28 protein-coding genes and 1 pseudogene are annotated in these 25,532 nt (G+C 75.6%); 28 read left to right on the top strand and 1 reads right to left on the bottom strand.

The features are described 5' to 3' along the window. Positions 1–7 precede the first annotated feature (7 nt). The 17 genes and pseudogenes from DT057_RS24540 to DT057_RS24460 all read left to right on the top strand — a co-directional run bounded on the left by DT057_RS24540 (position 8) and on the right by DT057_RS24460 (position 14,504). Complete coding sequence (locus DT057_RS24540; protein ID WP_244937390.1) at positions 8–424, top strand: hypothetical protein; 417 nt, start codon at positions 8–10, stop codon at positions 422–424. A 169-nt stretch (positions 425–593) separates the two neighbouring features. Further along, a complete protein-coding gene (locus DT057_RS24535) occupies positions 594–1,871 on the top strand; it encodes a DUF1217 domain-containing protein (protein ID WP_128564725.1) in 1,278 nt (425 codons plus the stop codon). Positions 1,872–1,876: 5 nt separating this feature from the next. Beyond that, positions 1,877–2,602 (top strand): flagellar basal-body rod protein FlgF, encoded by a 726-nt coding sequence (gene flgF / locus DT057_RS24530; protein WP_128564724.1) that lies wholly within the window; start codon positions 1,877–1,879, stop codon positions 2,600–2,602. A 4-nt stretch (positions 2,603–2,606) separates the two neighbouring features. Then, positions 2,607–3,935 (top strand): flagellar protein export ATPase FliI, encoded by a 1,329-nt coding sequence (gene fliI / locus DT057_RS24525; protein ID WP_128564723.1) that lies wholly within the window; start codon positions 2,607–2,609, stop codon positions 3,933–3,935. 148 nt (positions 3,936–4,083) lie between these two features. Next, positions 4,084–5,259: a flagellar hook protein FlgE gene (locus DT057_RS24520; RefSeq protein ID WP_128564722.1), complete on the top strand. Its 1,176-nt coding sequence runs from the start codon at positions 4,084–4,086 to the stop codon at positions 5,257–5,259. 22 nt (positions 5,260–5,281) lie between these two features. Next, positions 5,282–6,721: a flagellar hook-associated protein FlgK gene (gene flgK / locus DT057_RS24515; protein ID WP_128564721.1), complete on the top strand. Its 1,440-nt coding sequence runs from the start codon at positions 5,282–5,284 to the stop codon at positions 6,719–6,721. A gap of 6 nt (positions 6,722–6,727) precedes the next feature. Continuing rightward, positions 6,728–7,768 (top strand): flagellar hook-associated family protein, encoded by a 1,041-nt coding sequence (locus DT057_RS24510; protein WP_128564720.1) that lies wholly within the window; start codon positions 6,728–6,730, stop codon positions 7,766–7,768. Positions 7,769–7,916: 148 nt separating this feature from the next. After that, complete coding sequence (flaF, locus tag DT057_RS24505) at positions 7,917–8,264, top strand: flagellar biosynthesis regulator FlaF (RefSeq protein WP_128564719.1); 348 nt, start codon at positions 7,917–7,919, stop codon at positions 8,262–8,264. 8 nt (positions 8,265–8,272) lie between these two features. Continuing rightward, positions 8,273–8,647, top strand: a pseudogene (flbT, locus tag DT057_RS24500) (flagellar biosynthesis repressor FlbT); the annotation flags it as partial. A 202-nt stretch (positions 8,648–8,849) separates the two neighbouring features. Continuing rightward, positions 8,850–9,260 carry a flagellar hook assembly protein FlgD gene (gene flgD / locus DT057_RS24495; RefSeq protein ID WP_128564717.1) on the top strand — a complete coding sequence of 137 codons (411 nt, stop codon included), beginning with the start codon at positions 8,850–8,852 and terminating at the stop codon, positions 9,258–9,260. An 84-nt stretch (positions 9,261–9,344) separates the two neighbouring features. Further along, a complete protein-coding gene (locus DT057_RS24490; RefSeq protein WP_128564716.1) occupies positions 9,345–9,611 on the top strand; it encodes a flagellar biosynthetic protein FliQ in 267 nt (88 codons plus the stop codon). A gap of 93 nt (positions 9,612–9,704) precedes the next feature. Beyond that, a complete protein-coding gene (flhA, locus tag DT057_RS24485) occupies positions 9,705–11,786 on the top strand; it encodes a flagellar biosynthesis protein FlhA (protein ID WP_128564715.1) in 2,082 nt (693 codons plus the stop codon). A 97-nt stretch (positions 11,787–11,883) separates the two neighbouring features. Then, a complete protein-coding gene (gene fliR / locus DT057_RS24480; protein WP_128564714.1) occupies positions 11,884–12,657 on the top strand; it encodes a flagellar biosynthesis protein FliR in 774 nt (257 codons plus the stop codon). Continuing rightward, on the top strand, positions 12,657–13,076 hold the full coding sequence (locus DT057_RS24475) for a hypothetical protein (RefSeq protein WP_128564713.1): 420 nt from the start codon (positions 12,657–12,659) through the stop codon (positions 13,074–13,076). Before fliR ends, DT057_RS24475 begins: the two co-directional genes overlap by 1 nt. Before the next feature lie 125 nt (positions 13,077–13,201). Further along, complete coding sequence (locus DT057_RS24470) at positions 13,202–13,717, top strand: rod-binding protein (protein ID WP_128564712.1); 516 nt, start codon at positions 13,202–13,204, stop codon at positions 13,715–13,717. A gap of 6 nt (positions 13,718–13,723) precedes the next feature. Further along, a complete protein-coding gene (locus DT057_RS24465) occupies positions 13,724–14,053 on the top strand; it encodes a flagellar protein FlgN (protein WP_128564711.1) in 330 nt (109 codons plus the stop codon). A gap of 4 nt (positions 14,054–14,057) precedes the next feature. Then, entirely contained in the window at positions 14,058–14,504 is a 447-nt protein-coding gene (locus DT057_RS24460; RefSeq protein WP_128564710.1) for a hypothetical protein, read from the top strand. A 33-nt stretch (positions 14,505–14,537) separates the two neighbouring features. Here DT057_RS24460 and DT057_RS24455 read toward each other — a convergent pair whose 3' ends face one another. Further along, positions 14,538–17,210: a heparinase II/III domain-containing protein gene (locus tag DT057_RS24455; RefSeq protein WP_128564709.1), complete on the bottom strand. Its 2,673-nt coding sequence runs from the start codon at positions 17,208–17,210 to the stop codon at positions 14,538–14,540. A gap of 196 nt (positions 17,211–17,406) precedes the next feature. On the opposite strand from DT057_RS24455, the gene flgB reads away from it, so the two are divergent. The 11 genes from flgB to fliF form a co-directional block, all read left to right on the top strand. Then, the gene (flgB, locus tag DT057_RS24450; protein ID WP_128564708.1) at positions 17,407–17,793 is read left to right on the top strand and encodes a flagellar basal body rod protein FlgB; all 387 of its coding nucleotides are present in this window, start codon (positions 17,407–17,409) and stop codon (positions 17,791–17,793) included. Next, positions 17,790–18,206, top strand: coding sequence for a flagellar basal body rod protein FlgC (flgC, locus tag DT057_RS24445; RefSeq protein WP_128564707.1), 417 nt, complete (start codon positions 17,790–17,792; stop codon positions 18,204–18,206). Before flgB ends, flgC begins: the two co-directional genes overlap by 4 nt. Positions 18,207–18,216: 10 nt before the next feature. After that, positions 18,217–18,585 carry a flagellar hook-basal body complex protein FliE gene (gene fliE / locus DT057_RS24440; protein ID WP_128564706.1) on the top strand — a complete coding sequence of 123 codons (369 nt, stop codon included), beginning with the start codon at positions 18,217–18,219 and terminating at the stop codon, positions 18,583–18,585. 37 nt (positions 18,586–18,622) lie between these two features. Further along, positions 18,623–19,411 (top strand): flagellar basal-body rod protein FlgG, encoded by a 789-nt coding sequence (gene flgG / locus DT057_RS24435; RefSeq protein ID WP_128564705.1) that lies wholly within the window; start codon positions 18,623–18,625, stop codon positions 19,409–19,411. Positions 19,412–19,485: 74 nt separating this feature from the next. After that, positions 19,486–19,959 carry a flagellar basal body P-ring formation chaperone FlgA gene (gene flgA, locus DT057_RS24430; protein ID WP_128564704.1) on the top strand — a complete coding sequence of 158 codons (474 nt, stop codon included), beginning with the start codon at positions 19,486–19,488 and terminating at the stop codon, positions 19,957–19,959. Next, positions 19,959–21,059, top strand: coding sequence for a flagellar basal body P-ring protein FlgI (gene flgI / locus DT057_RS24425; protein ID WP_128564703.1), 1,101 nt, complete (start codon positions 19,959–19,961; stop codon positions 21,057–21,059). The genes flgA and flgI overlap by 1 nt, the downstream gene beginning before the upstream one ends. Further along, positions 21,056–21,745: a MotE family protein gene (locus DT057_RS24420; RefSeq protein ID WP_238314035.1), complete on the top strand. Its 690-nt coding sequence runs from the start codon at positions 21,056–21,058 to the stop codon at positions 21,743–21,745. Before flgI ends, DT057_RS24420 begins: the two co-directional genes overlap by 4 nt. After that, positions 21,745–22,458: a flagellar basal body L-ring protein FlgH gene (gene flgH, locus DT057_RS24415; RefSeq protein WP_128564702.1), complete on the top strand. Its 714-nt coding sequence runs from the start codon at positions 21,745–21,747 to the stop codon at positions 22,456–22,458. The genes DT057_RS24420 and flgH overlap by 1 nt, the downstream gene beginning before the upstream one ends. A gap of 138 nt (positions 22,459–22,596) precedes the next feature. Next, positions 22,597–23,079 carry a flagellar basal body-associated FliL family protein gene (locus tag DT057_RS24410; protein WP_128564701.1) on the top strand — a complete coding sequence of 161 codons (483 nt, stop codon included), beginning with the start codon at positions 22,597–22,599 and terminating at the stop codon, positions 23,077–23,079. 137 nt (positions 23,080–23,216) lie between these two features. Continuing rightward, the gene (gene fliP / locus DT057_RS24405; protein WP_407068135.1) at positions 23,217–23,918 is read left to right on the top strand and encodes a flagellar type III secretion system pore protein FliP; all 702 of its coding nucleotides are present in this window, start codon (positions 23,217–23,219) and stop codon (positions 23,916–23,918) included. 103 nt (positions 23,919–24,021) lie between these two features. Further along, on the top strand, positions 24,022–25,532 hold a 1,511-nt coding region (fliF, locus tag DT057_RS24400), incomplete at its 3' end, for a flagellar basal-body MS-ring/collar protein FliF (RefSeq protein WP_128564700.1).

The raw sequence follows: 25,532 nt of genomic DNA, 5'->3' as shown, positions 1-25,532 counted from the left end.
CGCCCTCCTGCTCGCCCTCACGGCGAGCGGCTTTGCCGGGTACGGGCTCGCGGCGGGCGCGCGGCCCTACGCCGTCCAGGCCGTGCTGCCGGCCCGGGCCGGCCCCTTCCCGTGGAAGCGGAGCGTGGCCGAGGGCCGGGCCGCGCTCCCGGACCTCGACCCCCTGACGACGGGCTCGCTGCCCGACCGGGCCGCCCCGGCGGCCGCCCCCCCGGCGGCGGAGCCCGCGGCGCCGCCGGCCGGCGCCTACGCCCTCAGGCAGGCCGCCCCGGGAAGTGCCGTGGTGGAGGGCCGGGACGGCCTGCGCCGGATCGCCGTCGGCGCCGTGCTGCCGGGGGCGGGCCGCGTCCTGGCGATCCGCAGCACCGGCGCGGGCTGGATCGTCGTCACGACCGAGACGATCATCGGGCCCTCGCCGCTGTGACGATGCCCCCGCCCCGACCCCGCGCGCCCGACCGGCCCCCGGCAGGGCAAGCCTGGGGCAAGCGAGCTGCCCTAGAGCGGGGCCGGCCCGCCGTCGCGGCGGACCGGCCCGCGGGTCCCGGGCCCGACCGCCCCGCTCCCGCACCCTGCCAGGCCCCGGAGGCGCCGCGATGGTGAGCACCCTCACCGGCTACACGCTGATCGCCCGGGACCTCGCGGCCGCCCTGCGGCGGAAGGCGGCCGAGCCGGCCGTCGCGCGCGAGACGGCCTACTACCAGGCCCGTATCGGCCAGGTCAGGTCGGTCGACGCCCTCATGGCGGACCGGCGCCTCTACGCCTACGCCGTGAAGGCCTACGGCCTCGAGGACATGACCTACGCCCGGGCCTTCATGCGCAAGGTCCTGTCGGAGGGGGCCGCCTCGCGCGCGAGCTTCGCCAACCGCCTCGCCGACGACCGCTACGTCGCCCTCGCCAGGGCCTTCGACTTCACGCAGGGCTTCTCGGCCGCCGGGCGCGACGGGACGATCTCCGACAGGGGCCCGGTCGCCCCGACGCCGGCGCAGATGACCGGGGCGGTGGAGCTCTCCGGGACCCTCGACTTCTCGGGCCGCAGCGAGGTGAGCTTCTCCCTCGCGACGCAGTGCGACGCGGCGACGACCCGGGCGGCGACGATCGTCCTCAACCGGACGACCCTGGCGCCGGCCGTGCGGGACCTCTCGGCGGTCACCGCCGACGAGATCGTGGCCGCGATCAACGGCCAGATCGCCGCCACCGGGGAGCCGGGCCTCGCCGGCAAGGTCCGGGTCGGCCTCGGCGTGGGGAACCGCCTGTTCCTCGAGACCACGGCCTCCCTCGACCTCGGGGCGGACGGCGCGGCGGGCGGCACGGGCCGGGACGCCGACACCGTCGCGGCCGCCGGGGGCGCGCTCCGCACCATCGCGATCCGGAACGTCGCGCTCTCCGACCCGTCCCGGACGGCCCTCGACATCGGCTTCGGCACCGCGCTCGGCCCCGACGCCTCGGCCCGGAGCGTCACCGACGCCTACCTGCGCCAGTCCCTCGAGAGCGATGCGGGCGCGGCCGACACGGGCGTGCGCCTCGCCCTCTACTTCGCCCGCAAGGCCCCGACCCTGACGAGCGCCTACGACGTCCTCGGCGACGCGGCGCTGAGCCAGGTCGCCAACACGGTGGTGGGCCTGCCCGCCACGAGCGGCGCCGCCACGCGCGAGGCCCTTGAGCGCCGCGCCGGCCTGATCGCCGCCAAGATCGACATCGCGAGCTTCCGGGACCCGGCGAAGCTCGCGGCCTTCGTGCGGCGCTTCGCGGCGCTCTGGGACGCGCGAGACGGCCCGGCCTCGGCGCCGGTCCTCGCCCTGTTCGGCGCCGGCGCCGCCGGCGTCACGGCCGAGACGCCCGCCGCGGCCGCCGCCCTCCGGACCGGGAGATAGGGACGATGCAGAACGGCCTCTACGTGGCGCTCTCGAGCCAGATCGCCCTCGAGAAGCGGCTGACGACCACCGCCAACAACGTCGCCAACATGGCGACGAGCGGATTTCGCGCCGAGGAGACCAGGTTCGCCGCCCTCCTGGCCCAGGCCGGCAAGGGGGCGGTGGCGTTCGTCGGCACGGGCGACACCTACCTCTCGCGGGCGGCCGGCCCGGCGAGCAAGACCGACGGGGCCCTCGACGTCGCCGTGCAGGGCGACGCCTGGCTCGGCGTCGGCGGGCCGTCCGGGCCGCTCTACACCCGCGACGGGCGCATGGCGATGGACGCCACCGGGCAGCTGCGCACCCTCGCCGGGCAGCCGGTGCTCGACCCCGGGGGCTCGCCGCTCCTCCTCGACCCGCAGGCCGGCCCCCCGACGATCGGGCGCGACGGCAGCATCGTCCAGGGCACGACCCCGGTGGGCGCGCTCGGTCTCTTCACCCTCGACCCCAAGGCGGCCCTGAGCCGGGCAGCCACCAACGCGGTCTCGGCGAGCCTGCCGGGCCGGCCCGTGCAGGACTTCACCGCCATCGGCGTGGTGCAGGGCTTCGTCGAGGGCTCGAACGTCAACCCGATCCTCGAGATGACGAAGCTCATCACCGTCCAGCGCGCCTTCGAGAGCGCCGCCGCGGCGACGTCGGAGGCGGAATCCTCGCTCCAGGGGGCGATCAAGTCCCTCGGGCCGCAGGGCTAGGGCCGTGGCCTCGACGGCAATCGAGCGCCTGGAGGAGGCGATGGCGGGCGCGCTCCGGGAGGGCGCCCTGGTGCGGGTCGGCGGGCCGATCCGCGAGATCACCGCGAGCGCCTGCCGGATCGGCGGCGTCGCGCCCTTCGTGCGGCTCGGCGACCGCATGGGCTTCTGGGTGAACGGACGCCTCCAGGTCGGCGAGGTCGTGCGCGTCGACGCGGGCGGGGCGACGCTCAAGCCCTACGAGAGCCGCGTCGAGGCCGGGATCGGAACGCCGGCCTTCCGCCTCGGCCCCGCGGAGCTGCGGCCCGACCCGCGCTGGAAGGGCCGGGTCATCGACGCCCTCGGGCACCCCGTCGACGCGGGCGGCCCCCTGCCGCCGGGGCCGCGGGCGCGCGCCCTCGAGGCCGGCCCGCCGGCCGCCCTCGGCCGGGCGCGGGTGCGCCGCCCCCTCGGGACCGGCATCCGGGCGGTCGACCTGTTCACGCCCCTCTGCGCCGGCCAGCGCATCGGCATCTTCGCGGGCTCGGGGCTCGGCAAGTCGACGCTCCTCGCCATGCTGGCGGGGGCGGAGGGCTTCGACAGCGTCGTGGTGGCCCTGGTGGGCGAGCGCGGGCGCGAGGTGCGGGAGTTCCTGGAGGGCCCGCTCGCCCCGAACCGCGGGCGCGCCGTCGTCGTGGTCTCGACCGGCGACGAGGGGCCGATGATGCGCCGCCAGGCCCCGAAGGTGGCGATGGCGGTGGCGGAGGCGTTCCGCGAGCGCGGCGAGTCGGTGCTGCTCATCGTCGATTCGGTGACGCGCTACGCCCACGCGGCCCGGGACGTCGCCCTCGCGGCCGGCGAGCCGGCGGTGGCCCGCGGCTACCCGCCGAGCGTCTTCTCCGACCTGCCGCGGCTGCTCGAGCGGGCGGGGCCGGGCCCCGAGGGCGAGGGCAGCATCACGGGGGTGTTCTCGGTCCTCGTCGACGGCGACGACCACAACGACCCCGTCGCCGACAGCATCCGCGGCACCCTCGACGGCCACGTGGTCCTCGACCGCGCCATCGCCGAGCAGGGGCGCTACCCGGCCGTCGACCTCCTCGCCTCGATCTCGCGGCTCGCCGGCGAGGTCTGGACCCCCGAGCAGCGCGACCTCATCCGCAAGCTCAGGGCCATGATGGCGCGTTTCGAGGAGACCCGGGACCTGCGCCTCATGGGCGGCTACCGGGCCGGCACCGACCCGGAGCTCGACCAGGCCGTCGCGCTCGTCCCGCGCATCTACGAGGCCCTGCGCCAGGAGCCGGGCGAGCCGCCGAGCCGGGACGCGTTCCTCGAGCTCGCCCAGTCGCTGCGCGGATGAGGCCCGCCGTGCCGACGCGCCCGGCGGGGGCCGACCCGGCAGGGCCGGCCCCCGCCGGGGCCGTCCCGGGGCGCGGCGGCCCGGTCCTAAGCCCCGCGCAAGCCACCTCTGCGCCTACTCCCCCCGCATCTCAGGACGAGGTCTCCCCATGAGTCTGATCGGCGTGCTCCGCACCGGCGTCTCCGGCATGAACGCCCAGTCGAACCGCATCTCGACCGTGGCCGAGAACATCCAGAATTCCGGCACGACGGGCTACAAGCGCAGCTCGGCGGAGTTCTCCTCGCTGCTGATCGAGTCGGCCGAGAGCGGCAACTACAATTCCGGCGCCGTCGAGACCACGGTCCGGCGCGCGGTGAGCGAGGGCGGCCCGGTCGGATTCACCACCTCGAAGACCGACCTGGCGATCCAGGGCAACGGCTTCTTCGTGGTGCAGGACGCCAACAGGGCGCCCTACCTGACGCGCGCCGGCAACTTCGTGGTGGACGGCCCGACCGGCAACCTCGTCAACGCGGGCGGCTTCACCCTGATGGGCTACCCCGCGGGCCCCGGCACCGCGGCCCCGTCGCTGAACAGCGTCGCCGACATGGTGCCGGTCAACCTCGCGTCGGTCGGCGCCCAGGCGGACGCCTCCACGGCGGCGACGATCTCCGGCAACCTGCCCTACGGCGCGGCGGTCGGCGCCGGCAAGAAGACCTCGGTCGTCGTCTACGACAATGTCGGTCAGGCCCGGACCCTCGACGTCGCGCTGACGAAGACCGCGGCCGGCGCGTGGTCGGTGGCCGTCTCCGAGGGCGCCGCCGCCCTCGGCGCCGCCACGGTGAGCTTCGACGCCGACGGCCAGGCCATCGGCCCGGCCTCCCTCACCGTCCAGGTGCCGAACGGCAGGCCGGTGGCGTTCGGCCTCGCCGGCATGACCCAGCTCGCCGGGGACTACGCCCTCAAGGGCTCGGCCGACGGCGCGCCCCCGGCCGCCGTGACCGGCACGGAGTTCGGCGCCGACGGCACCGTCTACGCGACCTACGCCGACGGCACCCGGAAGGCGGCCTTCAAGGTGCCGCTCGCCGACGTGCCGAGCCCCGACAACCTCGAGCCCCGCGCCGGCAACGTGTTCAAGCCGTCGACGGATTCCGGCGACATCCAGGTCGGCTTCGCCGGGCTCGGCGGGCGCGGCACCCTCAAGGCGGGCGCCCTCGAGCAGTCGAACGTCGACGTCAGCACCGAGCTCACCGCGATGATCGAGTCGCAGACGGTCTACACCGCCAACTCGAAGGTGTTCATGACCGGCAACGAGCTCCTCGACACCCTGATGAACCTGAAGCGCTGAGCGCGTCCGCCGGAGCCGTTCCATGGGCCTCTCCCTCGCGCTGAACACCGCGCGCTCGGCGCTGCTCGCCACGTCGAGCCAGATCGCGGCGTCCGCGCGCAATGTCGCGGGGGCGAACGACCCGTCGTACTCGCGCAAGATCGCCGCGCTGGTGACCGGCGGGGGGACGGCGGGCGTGGTCGTGGTCCGCGCGAGCGACGCGGCGCTCCTCGCCAGCACGCTCGCGGCGACCTCGGCCTCGGCCGCGCGGGACGCCGTGCTCGCCGGGCTCCAGTCCCTCGCCCGCACGGTGGGCGACACCGGCGGCGGGGCCTCGCCGGCGGCCCGGCTCGGCGACCTCGCCGCCGCCCTCCAGGCCGCCGCCAACCAGCCCGACAACGCCGACCTCGCCCGGGCGGCGGTCGAGAGCGCCCGGGCGCTCGCCGGCAGCCTGAACGACGCGGCCGCGGCCGTGCACGCCGTGCGGGCCGAGGCCGACGCCGCGATGGCGGCGTCGGTCGAGCGGGTCAACGACCTGCTCGGCCGCTTCGACCTCGCCAACCGGGCGGTCACGAGGGGGACCGCCGGCGGCGCCGACGTCTCGGACAGCCTCGACGACCGCGACCGCATCCTGGCCGCGCTCTCCGAGGAGGTCGGCATCGCCACGGTGGCGCGGGAGAACGGCGACCTCGCGCTCTACACCGACGGCGGCGTGCCGCTGTTCGAGCGCGTCGCCCGGCGGGTCGGCGTCGGCGCGACCGCGGCCTTCCCGGCGGGCGGCACCGGGGCCGCCGTGACGGTCGACGGCGTGGCGGTCACCGGCAGCGCCTCGCCGATGCCCCTCGCCTCCGGGCGCCTCGCCGGCCTCGCCGCCCTGCGGGACGGCGCGGCCGTGCAGTACGAGGCGCAGCTCGACGCCCTCGCGGGCGCCCTCGTGGCCGCCTTCGCGGAGAGCGACCGCCGCACCCCGCCGGTCGCCGGCCCGAAGGACGGCCTGTTCACGGCCGGCGCCGGCGGCTCCTCCGGGCTCGCCGCGGCGATCCGCATCCACGCGGCGGTCGACCCGGCGGCGGGCGGCGACGTCGCCCGGCTGCGCGACGGCGGGATGAACGGCGCCGGCTACCGCGACAACCCCTCCGACGCGGCGGGGTACGCGGACCGCCTGCGCGCCCTCGCGGACGGGCTCGGGGCCGCGCGCAGCTTCGGTCCCGGGCTGGAGATCGACGGCAGCGCCACGCTGCCGTCCTTCGCGGCGGCCTCGGCGGGCTGGCTGGAAGGCCGGCGTAAGGACGCCGCCGCGCAGGCCGACTACCAGAGGACCCTTCTGTCCCGCGCGAGCGAGGCCCTCTCCAACGCGGTCGGGGTCAACGGCGACGACGAGACCGCCCTGACCCTCCAGCTCGAACGCTCCTACGCCGCCTCGGCCAAGATCCTGACGGTGGTGGACGACCTCCTGAAAACCCTCCTGGACGCGGTGCGCTAGCCGGCCATGACGAGCACGAGCTTCATCTCCAGCCTCAGCCTCTGGAACGCGCCGCGCAGCGGCGCGGCGCGGCTCCAGGCCGAGGCCGCGAAGGCCACCAGGGAGATCGCGGACGGGCGCTACGCCGATGTCGGCCTCGCCCTCGGCCGCGGCGTCGCCCGCAGCCTCTCCCTGCGCCAGGGCAGCGCCGCGCTCGCCGCGCTCCAGGACGGCAACGGCGTCGCGGCCCTCAGGCTCGGCGCGAGCCAGGCCGCCCTCCAGCAGATGCAGAAGACCGTCGACGCGAGCCTGCGGAACCTCACCGGTCTGCCCGACGCCCAGCGCGCCGCGGCGGCGGCCGGCACGGCCGGGAGCGAGCTCGCCGCCCTCGTGGACGCCCTCAACGCCTCGACGGCCGGGCAGTACGTCCTGTCGGGCACCAACACCCGCGCGCCGCCGATCAGGGCCGGCGCGGCCGCCCAGGGCACGGCCGCCGTCGCCGCCGCGTTCCAGGCCGCCTTCCGGGTCGCGCCCGGGGACCCGTCCGCCGCGGCCGTGACCGCGGACGACATGCAGGCCTTCCTCGACGGCCCCGTGGCGGGCCTGTTCTCGGAGGCCGGCTGGGCGGCCGGCTGGTCGCAGGCCTCGAGCCGCAACATCGAGAGCCGGATCTCCCTCGGCGAGACCCTCGAGACCTCCGCCAACGCGAACGCGGCCCCGTTCCGCCGCGCCGCCATGGCGTACGCGATCGCCGCCGGCCTCGGCCTCGGCCGCCTCTCCGCCGCCGCCCAGTCGGTGGCGACGGGCCGGGTCATGAGCCTCCTGAGCCAGGCGAGCAGCGGGCTCACGGGCCTCCAGGCCGACCTCGGCCGCGCGCAGGCGCGGATCACCGACGCCAACGGCCGCATGGACGCGCAGGCGGCCCTGCTCTCCGGCGAGATCACGCGGCTCGAGGCGGTCGATCCGGCCGAGGCCAAGGTCCGCGTCGACCGCCTGACCACGCAGATGCAGATGTCCTACGCGCTGACGGCGCAGCTGCGCCAGCTCAGCCTCGTCCAGTTCCTCTGAGCGGGGCCGGCTCGCGCCCCCCTCCGCCCCCCCCGCGCGCCCCGCGCGCCCCGGCGGGGCGCGCGGGGCCACCCGACGCGACCGCCCGCCCGGCCCCGCCGGGGCCCGGGCGGCGCGGACGCCATCCACCAACGAGGCATCGGCGCCGATGTACCGCTTTTCCTACTCCGAGATCCTCGCGGACGCGCCCGAGACCGGCCGCGCGCGCGAGCGCGCCGCCTTCGACCAGGCGCTGACGCTCCTGCGCGACGCCGAGGCCGGGCGGCTCGTCGGGCCCGAGCGGACCGCCGCGGTCGGCCGCGTGCAGGACCTCTGGAACGCGCTGATCGCCGACCTGCTCGACCCCGGCAACGGGCTGCCCGAGGCCTTGCGCGACGACCTCGTGTCGATCGGCGCCTGGACCATCCGCGAGGCCGGCGAGGCCCTGCGCACGCCCGGGCGCAGCCTCGCGGCCCTCATCGCGGTGAACGCCTCGATCCGCGACGGCCTGCGGTGAGCGGCCCCATGCGCCTGTCCCTGCGCGCCGGCGAGCGCGTCTACATCAACGGCGCCGTGCTGCGCGTCGACCGCAGGGTCGCGGTCGAGCTCCTGAACGACGCGACCTTCCTGCTCGAGGGCCACGTCCTCCAGGCGGCGCAGGCCACGACGCCCCTGCGCCAGCTCTACTTCGCGGCCCAGACCATGCTGATCGAGCCGGGCCGGGCCGGGCCGGCGCGGGCGCTCTACGACGGGATCGAGGCCGGCATCCTCGCGGCGACGCGCGAGGGCGTGCTCCGGGACGGCCTCGCGGCCGCGCGGGGCCTCGTCGGGGCCGGACGGCCGTTCGAGGCCCTGAAGCTGATCCGCGGGCTCTATCCCCTCGAGGCCGCCCTGATGGCGAGCGCGCAGGCCGCCCCCGACCCGGCCGCTCCCCCGCAGGGCGCGGCCTCCCCAGCCCCGGACGCCCCTCCCGCAGGGGCGCCCCTGGCAAGGGCCCCCGCCGCGGGGGCGAAGGCCGCCGCTCCCGGGCGGCGGGCGCGCCCGCACCCCTCCACCGGTCCGCGGCGGCCGGACCTCCCTCGCGACCCGAAGGCCTGATCCCATGGACGTCTCCCGCTCCACGAGCCCCACCGCCGGCGGCACCGCGGCGGCCGCCGCCAAGGCCGGCAGCACGGTCGCGGCCTCGATGAACGCGAACACCTTCCTGACGCTGCTCGTGGCGCAGCTCCAGCACCAGGACCCGACGAAGCCGATGGACTCGACGGCGTATGTCGGCGAGCTCGCGACCTTCTCGCAGGTCGAGCAGAGCACGAGGACGAACCAGAAGCTCGACTCGCTGCTGTCGTCGAGCTTCCTCGACCAGGCCGACGCGATCATCGGGCGCACCGTCACCTCCGCGGACGGCGCCGTGAGCGGCACGGTGCGGTCCGTCAAGGTCACGGGCGAGGGCGCGCTCGCGCGCCTCGACGACGGGCGCGACCTCCTCCTCGCCGCCGGGATCGTGGTGTCCTGAGGCGCTCCCGCCGGGGTGCCGCGGCCCGCGCCGGCGCGGCCCGGGCGTCCGTGTGTCCCGAAACCCGATGAGGCCCGCGCCGTCATGAACGAGGTCGACGCCCTGGAGCTCGTGCGCGCCGCGATCTGGACCGTGATCGTCGCGGCCGGCCCCGCGGTCGGCGCCGCGATGCTCGTCGGCGTCGCGGTGGCGCTGCTCCAGGCGCTCACGCAGGTGCAGGAGGCGACCCTGACCTTCGTGCCGAAGATCGTCGTGATCCTGCTCGTGCTCCTCGTCACCGGCACCTTCGTGGGCTCGCAGATCCACGCCTTCGCGGAGGCCGCCTACGGCCGCATCGCCACCGGGTTCTGAGGGCCTCCATCCTCGCGCAAGCTTCCGGGCCCAGAACCGGGCCGGCCCGGATGCGGGCGGGCCGCGGGGCTGCGAGGGCGACATGAGGGCGACATGGCGGTGAGCGGGGCGCCCGCCGCGGAGCGGGCCTCGCGGCGGGATTTCGGGTTCGCGGCCGGCATCGTCTGCATCCTGGCCGTGCTGTTCCTGCCGGTGCCGGCGCTGCTCCTCGACGTCGGGCTCGCCTTCTCGGTCGCGCTGTCGGTCCTGATCCTGATGGTGGCGCTCTGGATCCAGAAGCCGCTCGAATTCTCCGCCTTCCCGACCGTGCTCCTCATCGCGACGCTCCTGCGGCTGGCGCTCGGCATCGCGACGACGCGGCTGATCCTGGCCAACGGCCAGAACGGCGTCGACGCCGCCGGCCACGTCATCCAGGGCTTCTCGCAGTTCGTGATGAGCGGCGACTTCGTGATCGGGATCGTGGTCTTCGTGATCCTGATCACGGTGAACTTCCTCGTCATCACGAAGGGCGCCACCCGCATCGCCGAGGTCGGCGCGCGCTTCACCCTCGACGCGATCCCGGGCAAGCAGATGGCGATCGACGCCGACCTCAACGCCGGGCTCATCGACGACAAGGAGGCGCAGCGCCGGCGCCGGGAGCTCGAGGAGGAATCGGCCTTCTTCGGCTCGATGGACGGCGCCTCGAAGTTCGTGCGCGGCGAGGCCGTGGCGAGCCTCATCGTGATCGCCGTCAACGTCTTCGGCGGCATCATCATCGGGACGACCCGCCACGGCATGCCCCTCGGGACCGCGGCCGACGTCTTCACCAAGCTCTCCGTCGGCGACGGCCTCGTCTCGCAGATCCCGGCGCTGATCGTCTCGCTCGCGGCGGGCCTCCTCGTCTCGAAGGGCGGCACCCGCGGCACCGCCGAGCAGGCGGTGCTCGGCCAGCTCGGCGCCTACCCGCGGGCCCTGATGGTCGCCGCCGTGCTGATGGGCCTGTTCGCCCTCGTGCCGGGCCTGCCCTTCCTGCCCTTCGCCGCCCTGAGCGGCCTCCTCGGCTTCGTCGCGGTCGTGATCCCGCGGCGCCTCGCCGCCCGGCGGGCGGACGCCGCCGCCAGGGACGCCGCCGAGGAGGCGCACCGGCAGGCGGCCGCCCGGGACTCGGTCAGGGAATCGCTGCGGACGCCGGAGATCGAGCTCCTCCTCGGCCGCCAGGTCTCGGCGCAGATCCAGGCCTCGCAGGCCGAGCTGACCCACCGGGTCGCCAAGATGCGCCGCAAGTTCGCCCGCCAGTACGGCTTCGTCGTCCCCGAGATCAGGCTCTCCGACAGCCTGGCGCTGCCGCCCAAGGCCTACCAGATCCTGATCCACGGCACCGTGGCGGCGACGCAGGAGCTGCGGCCCGGCGAGCTCCTCGTCGTCGTCGGCGACGGCCCCCGGCCCGACGTGCCGAGCGACGAGGTGCGCGAGCCCGCCTTCGGCCTCGCGGCGCTCTGGGTGATGGACGCCTACGCGGGCGAGGTCCGGCGCGCCGGCTTCGAGGCCATCGACGGCGCCTCGGTGCTGCTGACCCACCTCTCCGAGGTCATCCGCAACAACCTGCCGCAATTCCTGTCCTACAAGGACATGCGCGGCCTCCTCGACCGGCTCGACCCCGAGTACAAGCGCCTGCTCGACGAGATCTGCCCCTCGCAGATCTCGCATTCGGGGCTCCAGGCGGTGCTCAAGCTGCTCCTGCTCGAGCGGGTGTCGATCCGCAACCTTCACCTGATCCTCGAGGCGGTGGCCGAGATCGCCCCGCACGCGCGTCGGGCCGAGCAGATCGCCGAGCACGTGCGCATGCGCATCAGCCAGCAGATCTGCGGGGACCTCGCCGAGAACGGCGTCCTCGCCGTGCTGCGGCTCGGCGCGAGCTGGGACCTGTCCTTCCACCAGAGCCTGAAGCGGGACGCCAAGGGCGAGGTGGTCGAGTTCGACATCGACCCGCGCCTCGTCGAGCAGTTCGGCAGCGAGGCCGCGGCGGCGATCCGCGGCCGGATGCGCGAGGTGCACGCCTTCGCCCTCGTCACGGCGCCGGACGCGCGGCCCTACGTGCGCATGATCGTCGAGCGCCTGTTCCCGACCCTGCCGGTGCTCTCGCACCTGGAGATCGCCCGGGGCGTCGAGATCAAGTCGCTCGGCACCATCGCGTGACGCGGGGATTCGTGCCGCGGGACTTGGCAGCGCGGGACTTGGCAGCGCGGGACTTGGCAGCGCGGGACCCGGCGCCGGCCGGACCGGGCGCGGGCCCGTGACCGTCCCGGGCCCCGGGGGCCTCGTCGGCCCCGAGAGCGTCCTCGGCGTGTTCCTGATCTTCTGCCGGGTCGGGGGCTGCCTCCTCGTGGTGCCGGGCTTCTCCAGCCCCCGGGTGCCCCAGCAGGTGCGGCTGCTCATCGCCGGGGCGGTCTCCCTCGCGGTGGCGCCGCTGCTGCTGCCCCTGTTCCAGTCCCGGCTCGCCGGGCAGGCGCCCGCCGAGACGCTGGCCTGGATCGCCGCCGAGACCCTGACCGGGCTGACCATCGGCTTCCTCGGCCGCATCTTCGTCGTGGTGCTCGAGACGGTGATGAACGCCGCCGCCGTGATGGTGGGCTTCGGCGGCCTGCCGGGCGCGCCCGTCGAGGGCACGGACCCGGTCCCGGCCGTGGAGGCGCTGATCCTCCTCACCGCCACCGCGCTCCTGTTCGCGGCCGACCTGCACTGGGAGCTGCTGCGCGGCCTCGTCGAGTCCTACGCCCGGATCCCGCCCGGGGAGAGCCTCGCCACGCCGCTGATGCTGACGCGGATCGTCGACCAGGTGGCGGACGCCTTCGCCCTGGGGCTGCGCATCACGGCGCCCTTCGTGGTCTACGCGGTGACGGTGAACCTCGCGGCGGGCTTCATCAACAAGCTGACGCCGACCATCCCGGTCTACTTCGTGGCCACGCCCTTCGTGATGGTCGGCGGCCTCCTCGTGCTCTACCACCTCGCGGGTGAATTCATGACGCAGTTCCTCCTCGGCTACGCCGCCTGGCTGCGGCGGGGCTGATGGCGGCGGGCACGGGCCGGCGCCTGGAGCGGGCCGGGCGCCTGGTGCGGGTGCAGGCGCAGATGCGCCGCGCCGCCGAACTCGCCCTGGCGGCGGCCCGCGACGAGGCCGCGGGCGTCGAGGCGGACCGCGCGCGCCTCGTCGCCGCCCTGGCGGAATCCGCCCACGGCCCCCTGCTGCTCGAGGCCGCGGCGCGGCGCCTGGGCGGCCTGTCGGCCCGGGCGCAGGCCCTGGCCGAGGCCGCCGAGGAGAGGGCCGGCGACCTGCGCGCGCGCGGGCTCGCCCAGAAGCGGGCGGAGGCGCAGGCCGCGCGCCGCGCCGCGGAGCACCGGCACGCGCGCGAGCGGCGCGAGGAGAGCGCGCGCCTCGAGGGCCTCGCGCCCGGGCGCCGGGAGGACGGCGACGCAAGCCTCCCGTAAGCCACGGGCGCTAGGACACGGGCAGCCCCGAGCGGGTTCTCAGGGACGCGCGCGCCTCGCCCCCACCGCACCCGGGACCGACGCCGGGGCCCGCGTCACCCGGCGCCCGAGGAGCCCGTCCGCCGATGAGCATCACCCCGCCCTCCGACATCGTGCTGGACGTGGCGCGCGCCGCGGATGCGGGGCGCCTGCGCGAGGCCGCTGCCAGGCTCTCGCGGCCGGGCGACCCGGCGGCGTTCGCGGACGCGGCGCGCGCCGCCGGCCTCCCGGTGCCCCGGCCCGCCGACGCGGCGGGCGCGCTCACGGACCTGCGGAACCGGACCGCGCTCGCGCAGGCGGGGAGCGCGGGCGATCCCTACCGGACGTTCGAGGGGCTGGTGCTCCAGCAATTCGTCGAGGCGATGATGCCGAAGGCCGAGAGCGTGTTCGGCCGCGGCAACGCCGGCGGGATCTGGAAGTCGATGCTCGCCGAGCAGATCGGGGCGCAGATCGCCCGGACCGGCGGCGTCGGCATCGCCCGGATGCTGAGCGCCGCCCATCCGCAGCCGGGTGCCGCCGCGGCGCCGGGTGCCGGCGCGGCGCCAAGCGCCGGCGCGGCGCTGAGCGCCGGCGCGGCGCTGAGCGCCGGCAGTGAGGTCTGACCGCCGATGCTGCTCGCCACCCTCACGCGGCTCGAAGCCACCATCGAGGCGGAGACCGCGGCGCTCCTCGCCCACCGCCCGGTCGACCACGCCGCGGTCAACCGGCACAAGAGCCAGAGCCTGCTCGAGCTCACCCGCCTCGCCCGCGCGCTCGACCCGGCCGGCCTCGACGCCGCGACGGCGATCCACCTCGCCCGCCTGCGCGACGCGCTGGCGCGCAACCAGGAGGTCGTGGCGCTGCACCTGCGCGCCCTCGAGGAGATAACCGGCACCCTGGCGGAGGCGGCGCTGAGCGCGGATTCGGACGGCACCTACACGGCGCGGATCGGGACGTGAGCCGATGCGCGTCCTCGTCACCGGCCTCTGGATCTGCGCCGTCACCATCCTGTCCTGCTACGGGGCGGTGACCTGGGGCGGCGGCCTCTTCGCCCGAACGCCGGAGCCCTACCTGGAGGGACTCCAGTACCAGAAGCTGGCGCCGATCACCGTCCCGATGATCGCCGACGGCAAGGTCCAGGGCTACGTGGTCGTGGTGCTGGTCTTCACGGCGGACGCCAGGCTGATGCACACCCTGCCGGTGCCCCCCAACCCCTTCGTGGTCGACGAGGCCTTCCGCCAGATCTACGCCGACCCCGGCCTCGATTTCCGCCGGCTGGCGCGCTACGACGTCACGCGGCGCCTCGCCGAGATCCGCGCGCGGGTCAACGAGCGCCTGGGCGCCGAGGTCGTGAAGGACGTCCTCGTCGACGAGATGAACTTCGTCGCCAAGCGCGAGGTGCGGTCGTAGGGCGTAGCGCGCCGCGCGCCGGGTCCGCGGCCCTCAGCCCTCGCCCACGAACCGCGCCAGCTCCTCGCGCGCGAGGAGCCGGACCAGGAAGTCCTCCGCGGTCCCGTCCGCGGCGATCAGGACGCCGCCGCAGGCCGTGCCGTGCCCGCCGACCGCGTAGCGCAGGACGCCGGCCGGCTGGAGCTCGCCCGGGCGCCGGGAGACGAAGCCCTGCAGCGCCCCCGGGCGGTCGTCGCGGCCGAACACGACCTCCAGGCCCGCCGGCTGCCCGGCGAGCGCGAAGGGCACGAGGCTGAGGCGGCGGCCGGCCTGCTGGGCCTGCGCCCGGCGCGGGCCCGACAGGGCGACGAGGCAGTCGGGCGCGAGGTGCAGGAGCCCCTCGAAGGAGATCGCCCCCCCGGGCCCGGTGAAGCGGTCGATCACCGCGAGGCCCGCGAGGTCGTCGGGCAGGACGAAGATCCGGACGTGGCGGTAGTCCGGCCCGTGCACGCCGGTCTCGATCGCGTGCGCGGTCGCGCCGCCGAGCGCCAGGCTGCCCCGGAGCCGGCCCCGGCCCGCCGCCGGCTCGCGGCCGTCCGGGACCGCGACGTTGTGGGCGCGGGCGGACAGGAGGTAGTGGCGGATCGCGCCCGTCTCGACCTGCTCGGAGCCGCCCGCCTCCACGATCCAGCGCAGGGAGCCCGTGGCGAACGCGAACGACGTGCAATCCGCGTGGCCCTGGGGCGACTGCTCGGCGTACGTGCAGGCGAAGTGGCTCCAGCCCCGCCGCAGGGCCTCGTGGCGCGCGACGAGCACGTCGGCGCAGGCGGGGGCGGGCGGCGCGGGGGCGGGCGCGCGCCCGGCCGCCAGCGCCTGCTCCGCCGGGGGGCGGGCCTCGCGCCGCAGCAGGCGGGCGATCCAGCCGGCGTGGTCGACGCCGTGCGGGCTGTCGCCGAAGGCCGGCAGCCGGCCGCCCGGATCGAGGAGGCCCGCCACCCCGGGCAGGGCCGCCGCCGCCCGGGCGGCGATCAGGGGGCCGGGCTCCTCCCCGGCGAGGGCCTCGCCGAGGGCCCGCCCGAGGCCGAGGAGCTCGAGGCGCCGGTGCGGCGCGGGCTCCGCGAAGGCGCCGTCGGGCCCGAGCAGCGCCTCGATGCTCTCGCGCAGGCTCCGGCGGGCGAGGGAGGCCCAGAGCGCGCAGGGCGGCAGGCGCGGCAGCGCCCGGGCGAGGGCCAGGAGGGCGGCGGCGGCCTGGACCTGGTGGAGCGTGCGCGCGAGCGTGTTCTGGCCGACGATCTCGGCGAGCGCGAAGCCGTGCCGCGCCGCCTCGCCGACGAGGACGGGCGCCGCGCCCCGGGCCTCCGGCCGCGCGAGCAGGCCGACCCAGACCTCGGCCCGGGCCGGGAGGGCCGAGGGGTGCAGGCTCAGGGGATCGGCCGGCCGGCCCCAGGGATTGGCCCGCGACCACGCCAGCGCGAGCGCCACCGCCCGGGCCGGCGCCTCGGCGGCGAGCGGCAGCAGCCAGGACAGGGACTGGTAGTCGAGGCGCCAGGCCGCCGACCGGAACGGGTCCTCGGCCCAGCCCGGCGCCTCGGGCAGGGTCCAGTCCGGCGCGCCGGCGAGCCGCAGGGACACGGCGCCGTCCGGCCGGCCCGCCGCCGGGCGCTCGGGGCCCGTGCGCAGGGCCCTCGCCCGGGCGAGGGCGAGGGGCGCGGCGGCGGCCTCCGCCGGGGCCGGGATCCAGCCGGCCGGGGCGTCCTCCGGCAGGCCGAGGCGCCCGGCGAGGCGGGCCAGGAAGGACGGCCCGTCGAGGAGGTCGTCGCCGCACAGGCTCTCCAGGCGCAGGGGCTCGTCCAGCGCCACCTCGGGGGCGGCGAGCAGCTCCACCGCCGGCGCGCCCGCCTCCTCCCAGGTGCGGAACCCGAGGTCGACGGAGACGGCGCCGGGGGGCGGGCGCAGGGTCAGGGTGAAGCGCCGGGCCTGCGGCCGGGCCGGCAGGTTGACCAGCGCGCCGAGGGGCGGCACCGAGACCGTGCCCGGGTAGGGCGGGGCGAGCACCGCGCCGGCGGCGTCCCGGTAGGCGATGTCGACCCGGGCGGCGTGCTCGTCGGGCCGCTCGGCGTAGAGCTGCCCGCGCAGGACGAGGTCCGCCCCCGGCACGAGGCCGTACCGCAGGGTGTCCGGGACGGGGCCGAGCGGCCGCCGGCGCCGGAGGGACGAGGGCGCGTCGTCCGCGCCCGGGCGCAGCACCGCCCCGGCGAGGCTGAAGGCCCGGGTGTTGCGCCAGGAGCGCACCGTGACGGCGAGGTCGCGGGCCGGGGCCGGCACCCGGAAGGCGATCCGGACCAGCGCCGTGCCGGTGAACGCGCCGCCGGAGGACTGGAAGTCCGGCCCGGCGATCCAGGCGCCGTGCGGATCGAGGAGCGTGCGGGCGAGGCCCGGCACGTGGTCGACGTCGAGGCTCGACCCGTCTGCGGCCCGGAAATCGAAGCCGGCCAGCGCGGCGTCGAGGACCCGGGACGCCGCCTCGTCCGGGTCGAAGGCGATGCGGGCGTGCAGGCTGCACCAGGCCTCGCCCCGCAGGCCCCGGAACGCGAGCACCACCCGCGACCAGCGGTTCCTGGCGGCGACGCGGTGCTCGCCCGCCTGGGCGCCGGCGCCGGCGTCGCCGGCGTAGCGGACCGCGACGGGCAGGAGGTCCGGCGCGCCGGTCGGGGGGGCCGGGAGCATCGTCTGGGGGATCGGGGCGCGGGGTCCGGAAGGGGCGGGCCGTGGGCGCCCGCCGCGGCCAGTGAGGACGCCGCCCCGCCCCTGTCAAGGCCGGCGCCAGCCCCGTGCAAGGTTGCGCCCCTACACCGCTCCCCGACGGCGGGCCCGGCGCGGGCTCCGGCAGGCGGAAGGGATCGGGCAGGATGGGGGCGTTCGCGTGACGGGCATCTACCTGTTCGACCTCGCCGCGCGGCACGCGCGCTACCTCGCGGTGCGCCAGGCCGCCATCGCGGGCAACGTCGCGAACGCCAACACGCAGGGCTACCGGGCCCGGGACGTCGCTCCCTTCGCCCAGGTCCTCGCCCGCACCGGGCTCGACCTGGCGGTCACGGCGAGCGCCCACGTGGAGACCGCCGGCACCGGCATCCCGGTCCGGCCGGTGCCGGCGCGGGAGGGGTGGGACGTGCTCGAGACCGCGAGCGCCGTCAGCCTGGAGCAGGAGATGCTCAAGGCAAGCGACGTCTCCCGCGACCACGCGCTCAACGTCGGCGTGGTGAAGTCCTTCCACCACATGCTGATGTCCGCCGTGAGGAGCGGCGGATGATCGATCCCCTCCGGACGGCGGCCCGCCTCGCCAGCGCGGGGCTCGAGGCCCAGTCCCTGCGCATGCGGGTGGTGTCCGAGAACCTCGCCAACGCCCAGTCGACGGGCGAGGCGCCGGGCGCCGATCCCTACGCGCGCAAGACCGTGACGTTCCGGGCCGAGATGGACCGCGCGGTCGGGGCGGCCTCGGTGCGGGTGCGCGAGATCGGCACCGACACCGCGCCGTTCCGCACCGAGCACGACCCGTCCAACCCGGCCGCCGACCCGAACGGCAACGTCAAGCTGCCGAACGTGAACATGCTGGTCGAGATGGCCGACATGCGCGAGGCCAGCCGCTCCTACGAAGCCAACCTCCAGGTGATCAAGCAGGCCCGCGCCATGGTCGCCAGCGTCATCGACCTCCTGAGGACATGAGAACCCGCCGATGATCGAGGCCCTCACCCTCTCGGCCTTCGACAGGGCCGCCGCCTCCTCCCGCGGCGAGGCGGGAGCGCTCCAGCGCGCCGCCCCGGCGACGCCGGGCGCAGCGGCGATGCCCGGCATCGCGGCGATGCCCGGCACCGCGGCGGCGCCGGGCTCCGACTTCGGCGACATCATGGCCCAGTTCGCCGCGGGCGTGCGCACCAGCCTGCGCGACGGCGAGGCGGCGGCGGTCGCGGGCCTCCAGGGCAGGGCCTCGGCCCAGCAGGTGGTGGAGGCCGTGATGTCCGCCGAGCAGAGCCTCCAGACCGCGGTGGCGATCCGCGACAAGGTGGTGGCGGCCTACCTCGACCTGAGCCGCATGGCGATCTGACCCCGCACCGGGGGCGATCTGACAAGGAATCCCGATCATGAGAGCGCTCGCCGTCGCCGCCACGGGCATGTCCGCCCAGCAGCTCAACCTCGAGGTCATCGCCAACAACATCGCCAACCTGAACACCACCGGGTTCAAGGGCGCACGGGCCGAGTTCACGGACCTGCTCTACCAGGCCGAGCGGCTCCAGGGCGTGCCGAACCAGTCGGGCCAGGAGGCGATCCCCGAGGGCGCCGTGCTGGGCCTCGGGGTGCGGGCGGCGGCGATCCGCAACCTGCACCGCCAGGGGCCGCTCGCCAACACCACCAACCCGCTCGACCTCGCCGTCAACGGGCGCGGCTACTTCCAGATCACGAGCCCGAGCGGCGAGATCAACTACACCCGCGCCGGCTCCTTCAACAAGAACGCCACCGGCCAGCTCGTGACCCTCGAGGGCTACACCGTCGACCCGGCGATCCTGATCCCGCAGAACGCCGTCGACGTGGTGATCAACCAGTCGGGCCAGGTCTTCGCCAAGGTCGACGGCCAGGTGCAGCCGCAGGCCATCGGCACGCTCACGATCGCGAACTTCGCCAACGAGGCCGGGCTCGAGCCCCTCGGCAACGGCCTCTACCGCGAGACGCCCGCCTCCGGCGCGGCCGTGGTGGGCAACCCGGGCGACGCGAGCTTCGGCAAGATCCAGCAGGGCTACCTCGAGGGCTCGAACGTCGATCCCGTCAAGGAGATCACGAACCTGATCACCGCCCAGCGCTCCTTCGAGATGAACTCCAAGGTGATCCAGGCCGCCGACGAGATGGCGGCCACGGTCTCCAAGGGCATCCGCTGAGCGCCGCCGCGAGCCCGGCGCGCGCGAACCCGCCCCGCCCGGGCGCCCACCGCCCACCACCTGGCGCGACCCCCATGCCCTCCCCCTCGCCCGCCCGCCGCCTCGCCCTCCTCGCCGGCCTCGCGCCGCTCGCCCTCGGCCCGGCGCGCGCCGCCGACGACCTGATGCTGCCGGTGCCCACCGTCACGGTCTACCCGGGCGACGTGATCCGGGAACCGATGCTGCGCCTCCAGGCCTATCCCCGGACCTTCCGGGCCCGCGCCGCGGTGATCGACGCGCCGCTCGCCATGGTCGGGCGCACGGCGCGCCGGATGCTGCTGCCCGGCGAGCCCGTGCCGGTGAACGCCGTGGACGACCCGCGCCTCGTCAGCCGCGGCGCGCCCACCCAGATGATCTTCGAGGAGAACGGCCTCGTCATCACGGCGGTGGGGGCGCCCCTGCAGAACGGCGGCCTCGGCGAGACCATCCGGGTGCGCAACAGCGACACCGGCCGCATCGTGCTCGGCACCGTGATGGCCGACGGGCGCATCCGGATCGGCGGCCTCTGATGCGCCGGCTGCTCCTCGCGCTCCTCGGCCTCGCCCTCCTCGCCGGCCCCGCCGCCGCCGGCACCCGCATCAAGGACATCGCGACCCTCAAGGGCGTGCGCGACAACCAGCTCGTCGGCTACGGCCTCGTCACCGGCCTCCAGGGCACCGGCGACACGCTGCGCAACGCCCAGTTCACCGAGCAGTCGCTCCAGTCCATGCTCGACCGCATGGGCATCAACGTGCGCGACGCCCGCCTGCGCACCCGCAACGTCGCGGCCGTGATGGTGACGGCCGACCTGCCGCCCTACGTCGGCACCGGGTCGCGCATCGACGTCACCGTGACGTCGCTCGGCGACGCCGCCTCCCTCAAGGGCGGCACCCTGCTGATGACGCCGCTCTCGGGCGGGGACGGCCTCGTCTACGCGGCGGCCCAGGGACCGCTCGCGGTCTCGGGCTTCGTGGTCCAGGGCCAGGCCGAGTCCCTGACCCAGGGCGTGCCGACGGCGGGCCGCATCCCCAACGGCGCCCTCATCGAGCGCGAGGTGCCGGGCAGCTTCCGCGACCTGCCCGAGCTGGTGTTCGAGCTGAAGAACCCGGACTTCAAGACCGCGACCCTGATCGCCGACGCGATCAACGCCTACGCGGTCGGGCGCTTCCGGCACCGGATCGCGAGCCCGCGCGACCAGCGCTCCGTGGTGCTCTCGCGCCCCCGCGCCATGGCCCAGACCCGGCTCGTCGCCGAGATCGGCGACCTCACGATCCAGCCCGACGTGCCGGCCCGCGTCGTCGTCGACCAGCGCACCGGCACGGTGGTGATCGGCCGCAACGTGCAGGTCTCCACGGTGGCGGTGACGCACGGCAACCTGACGGTGCGGGTCACGGAGGCGCCCGAGGTCTCCCAGCCGGCGCCCTTCTCGCGCGGCGAGACCACGGTGGTACCGCGCACGGAGGTCTCGGCCCGCGAGGAGCCCGGGCGGCTCGCCATCATCGGCGGCTCCGACCTCCAGACCCTGGTGCGCGGCCTGAACCAGGTCGGGCTCAAGCCCACCGACATCATCGCGATCCTCCAGGCGGTGAAGACCGCGGGCGCCCTCCAGGCGGAGCTCGTCGTGCAATGATCCGGATCCCCCGCCTGATCCTCGCCTGCCTCGCCCTCGCGGGGCCGGCCCTCGCGGCCGGCGCGCCGGCCGGGGAGGCCGCCAAGGACGCGGCCAGGGATGCCGCCATGCGGGCGATGGCCGCCCGGGACGCGCCCAGGGAGATCGAGGCGCGCGACTTCGTCGCCAGGGAGCCGGCCCGGACCGGCTACTGCGCCACCATCGCGGACGCGGCCGCGGATGCGCGCTTCGCCTGGCAGAAGGAGCAGCTCGCCGCCCTGGAGAGGCAGGTCGAGGAGCGGATCCAGCGGCTCGAGGAGAAGCGGGCCGAGTACGAGGGCTGGCTCAGGCGCCGCAACGAGTTCCTGGCCAAGGCCGACGAGGGCGTCGTGGCGGTCTACGCCAAGATGCGCCCCGACGCCGCCTCGCTCCAGCTCGCCAACATGCCCGAGGACGCGGCGGCCGCGATCCTGACGAAGCTCAACGCCCGCGCCGCCGGCGCCATCCTGTCCGAGATGGAGGCGGCCCGCGCCGCGCAGCTCGCCCGCCGGATGACCGAGGCGGGCCGCAGGCGGGACGCCTCGGGCAAGGACCTGCCCGGCAAGGACCTGCCCGGCAAGGACTCCTCCGGCAAGGACCTGCCCGGCAGGGACCCCTCCGGCAAGGATCCGGCGGGCCCGCCGCGCAAGGACAACGAGAGATCGTGATGACCCGCCGCAATCCGGGCCTCGTCGCCCTCGCCCTCGTCCCGCTCCTCGGGGCCTGCCAGAGCGGCCTGTCCGAGATCGGCCGGCCGCCGGCGCTGAGCCCCATCGGCACCGGCCTCGCGGCCCCCCGGGAGCCCCTGCCCTCGACCTTCGGCAGCTACGCGGCGCCGAGCGGCTACCACTCCACCTGGTCGCCCGCGAGCGCCGACCTGTTCCAGGATCCCCGGGCCCGGAACGTCGGCGACGTCGTGACGGTGAGCATCGTCATCAACGACAAGGCCCAGTTCGACAACGCGAGCGACCGCTCCCGCAGCCAGAAGTCGAGCCTCGGCTTCGATTTCGGCTACGGGGTCTCGGGCCTGAAGGACGCGGCCACGGCCGACGCCGGCATCCGCTCCGCCACCGAGACCAGGGGCCAGGGCAGCATCGACCGCTCGGAGAACCTGCGGCTCTCCGTGGCGGCGGTGGTCACCGAGGCGCTGCCGAACGGGAACCTGCTCATCAGCGGCTCGCAGGAGGTGCGGGTGAACAACGAGGTGCGGGTGCTCACCGTCGCCGGGGTCGTGCGTCCGCGCGACATCTCACGGCGGAACACCATCGACTACGACAAGATCGCCGAGGCCCGGGTCTCCTACGGCGGGCGCGGCCGCCTCACGGACGTGCAGGGCCCCTCCGCGGGGCAGCAGATCTTCGAGGCCGTGTCGCCGTTCTGAGCCGGCCGCCGCGGTCCGGCGGGGACGACGCCGCGCCCGGGCGGGCGGCTCGGCGGACATCGGCGCCGCGGGCGCAACCAGGGGCGGGCCCGCCCCGCCGGAGCAGGGCCCCCTCGGGGGCGACGGGACGACACGGCGATGGCGAACGGCACGCACGCGGCGCAGGGCGGCAGGGGCTGGATCGGAGTCCTCGCCCTCGTGACCCTGGTGGCAATCGGCACCGGGGGGGCGCTCGGCGCCTACCTCCTGTCGAGCGTCGAGAAGGCGGTCGACCTGAAGAAGCGCGACGAGCAGGACAAGGCCGCCAAGGTGCTCACCTACACGGGCGAGTTGTCCCTGCGCAGCGTCGGCTCGGTGGTGACGAACCTCGCCGGCTCGGGCGAGGCCTGGGTGCGGCTCGAATCCTCCGTCGTGTTCAGGACCGGCAGCCTGCCCAACCCCGACGTGACGCTGGCCGAGATCCGGGCCGACGTGGTGGCCTACCTGCGCACCGTCTCGATGGCGCAGATCGAGGGGGCGAGCGGCCTCCAGCACCTGCGCGAGGACCTCGGCGAGCGCGTCGCCCTGCGCACCGGGGGGCTGGTGCGCGAGTTCATCGTCGAAGCCCTGGTGGTCCAGTGAGCCCGGCCGCCAGACCCCTCCGCGCCAGGGTTGCGCTCTGCGCCAGGGCAGTGCTCGGCGCCAGGGCGGCGCTCTGCGCCAGGGCGGCGCTTCGCGCCGCCGGGATCCTCCTGCCGGTCGCCTGCGCCTCGGCGGCGCTGGCCCAGGGCGCCGGCGTCACCGGGGTGCCGGGGCTCGACGCGCTGCTGCCGCCCGGCAACGGAGCGGCGAGCGGGCGCATCCTGCAGCTCGTCGCCCTCCTGACGGTGCTGTCCCTGGCGCCCGGGCTCCTCGTCATGGTGACGAGCTTCACGCGGTTCGCCGTGGCGCTCTCGTTCCTGCGCTCCGGCCTCGGCCTCCAGAGCACGCCCGCCAACCTGTTCCTCGTCAGCCTGTCCCTGTTCATGACCTTCTACGTCATGGCGCCGACCTTCGACCGGGCCTGGAGCGAGGGCGTGCGGCCCCTCCAGGAGAACCGCATCGGCGAGGAGGAGGCGTTCGCCCGGATCGCCGAGCCGTTCCGCGAGTTCATGACCGCCCAGGTGCGCCCGAAGGACCTCCAGACCTTCACGGACCTCGCCAGCCGCAGCTTCCCGAAGGCCGAGGCCGGCGAGAAGATCGACCTGCGCATCCTGATCCCGGCCTTCATGATCTCGGAGCTGCGCCGTGGCTTCGAGATCGGCTTCCTGATCGTGCTGCCCTTCCTCGTCATCGACATCATCGTCTCCACGATCGTGATGTCGATGGGCATGATGATGCTGCCGCCCACCGTGATCTCGCTGCCGTTCAAGGTGCTGTTCTTCATCCTGATCGACGGCTGGAACCTGCTCGTGAGCGGGCTGGTGCGGTCGTTCTTCTGAAGCAGCAGCGCCCCGCGGGGCGCCGGCGCAACCTCCGCGCAAGGCTGACCCGCCAGATACCCCGGGGCCACACCGGCGGGGCCGCAGCGGGATCACTCCAGGAATGTCGGGTCGCGAGCAGGCCGAGAGGCTGTGGAGCAACATCGTCGAGCTCGGCGGGCGGCGCCTCGCCGCCCTCGGGCTCATCGGCCTCGTGGTGTTCCTGGCCGTGGGCCTGGGCGCCTACTATCTCAGCCGGCCCGCGCAGGAGACCCTCTACACGGGCCTCAGCCGCGAGGACGTCGCCCGGATCGGCGGCGTCCTGCGGGACGCCGGCATCCGCTTCGACGTCAGCCCCGACGGGGCGGCCGTGCTCGTGCCCTACGGCAGCACCGCCGCCGCCCGGATGCTCCTCGCCGAGAAGGGCCTGCCGCAGAGCGCGAAATCCGGCTACGAGCTGTTCAACGACCTCGGCTCCCTCGGCATGACCTCGTTCATGCAGGAGGTGACGCGGGTCCGCGCCCTCGAGGGCGAGATCGCCCGCACGATCCAGGGCATGAAGGGCGTGCGCGCCGCCCGGGTGCACATCGTGCTGCCCGAGCGCGGCTCCTTCCGGCGCGACCAGCAGCCCCCGTCCGCCTCCGTGGTGGTGCGCACCGAGCCCGCCGACGACGTGAGCGGCGCCCAGGCCATCCGCCACCTCGTCGCCTCGGCGATCCCCGGCATGAAGCCGGACCGGGTCACGGTGATCGGCGCGGACGGCACCCTGCTCCTGTCGGGGGACGATGCCGGCAGCGCGCCCACCGGCAAGATGGCGAGCCTCGAGAAGACCGTCGGCCGCGAGGTGCAGGACAACATCCGCCGCACCCTCACGCCCTATCTCGGCGTCGGCAACCTCGAGGTCAGCGTCGCGGCCCGGCTCAACACCGACCGGACGAACATCAACGAGACGATCTTCAACCCGGACCAGCAGGTCGCCCGCTCGGTCCGGGCGGTGCGCGAGAGCGAGAACAGCCAGAACCGCGCCGCGCAGCGGCCGACGAGCGCCCAGCAGAACCTGCCCGACCAGCGCGCCCGCTCGGACGGCAACGACGCGTCGAGCAACGAGACCTCGAAGCGGGAGGACCTCACCAACTACGAGATCTCCTCCAAGACCATCCAGACCGTGAGCGACGGCTACGCCGTCCGCCAGCTCTCGGTGGCGGTGCTGGTCAACCGCTCGCGGCTCGCGGCGCTCGCCGGGCCGGACGGGCCGAAGGCCGGCATCGACGCGCAGGTCGCCGAGATCGAGCAGCTCGTCGCCTCGGCGGCCGGCTTCAGCAAGGAGCGCGGCGACAGCGTCAAGGTCGCGGCCGTCGGCTTCGTCAACGACGGCCAGGCGCTCGAGCCGGTGCCGCCGCTCAGCCTCTCCGAGGTGATGCTGCGGCAATCCGCGACGCTCATCAACGCGGCGACGATCCTGGTGGTGGCCGGCCTCCTGATCTGGTTCGGCCTGCGCCCGGCCCTGCGGGCGATCCTGGCGGTGCCGGAGGCCGAGCGGGCCGCCCTCGCGGCCCTCGCGCCGCAGGCCGTCCCGGCGGCCGGGGTGCCGGGCGCCGAGGCCGCGCCCGCCCTGGCGCCGCCCGACCGGGCCGG

It is taken from the genome of Methylobacterium crusticola (assembly GCF_003574465.1).
Lineage (GTDB): Bacteria > Pseudomonadota > Alphaproteobacteria > Rhizobiales > Beijerinckiaceae > Methylobacterium > Methylobacterium crusticola.
Note: the sequence above shows the minus strand (reverse complement) of the source record. Positions and strands in the feature narration are given on the sequence as shown.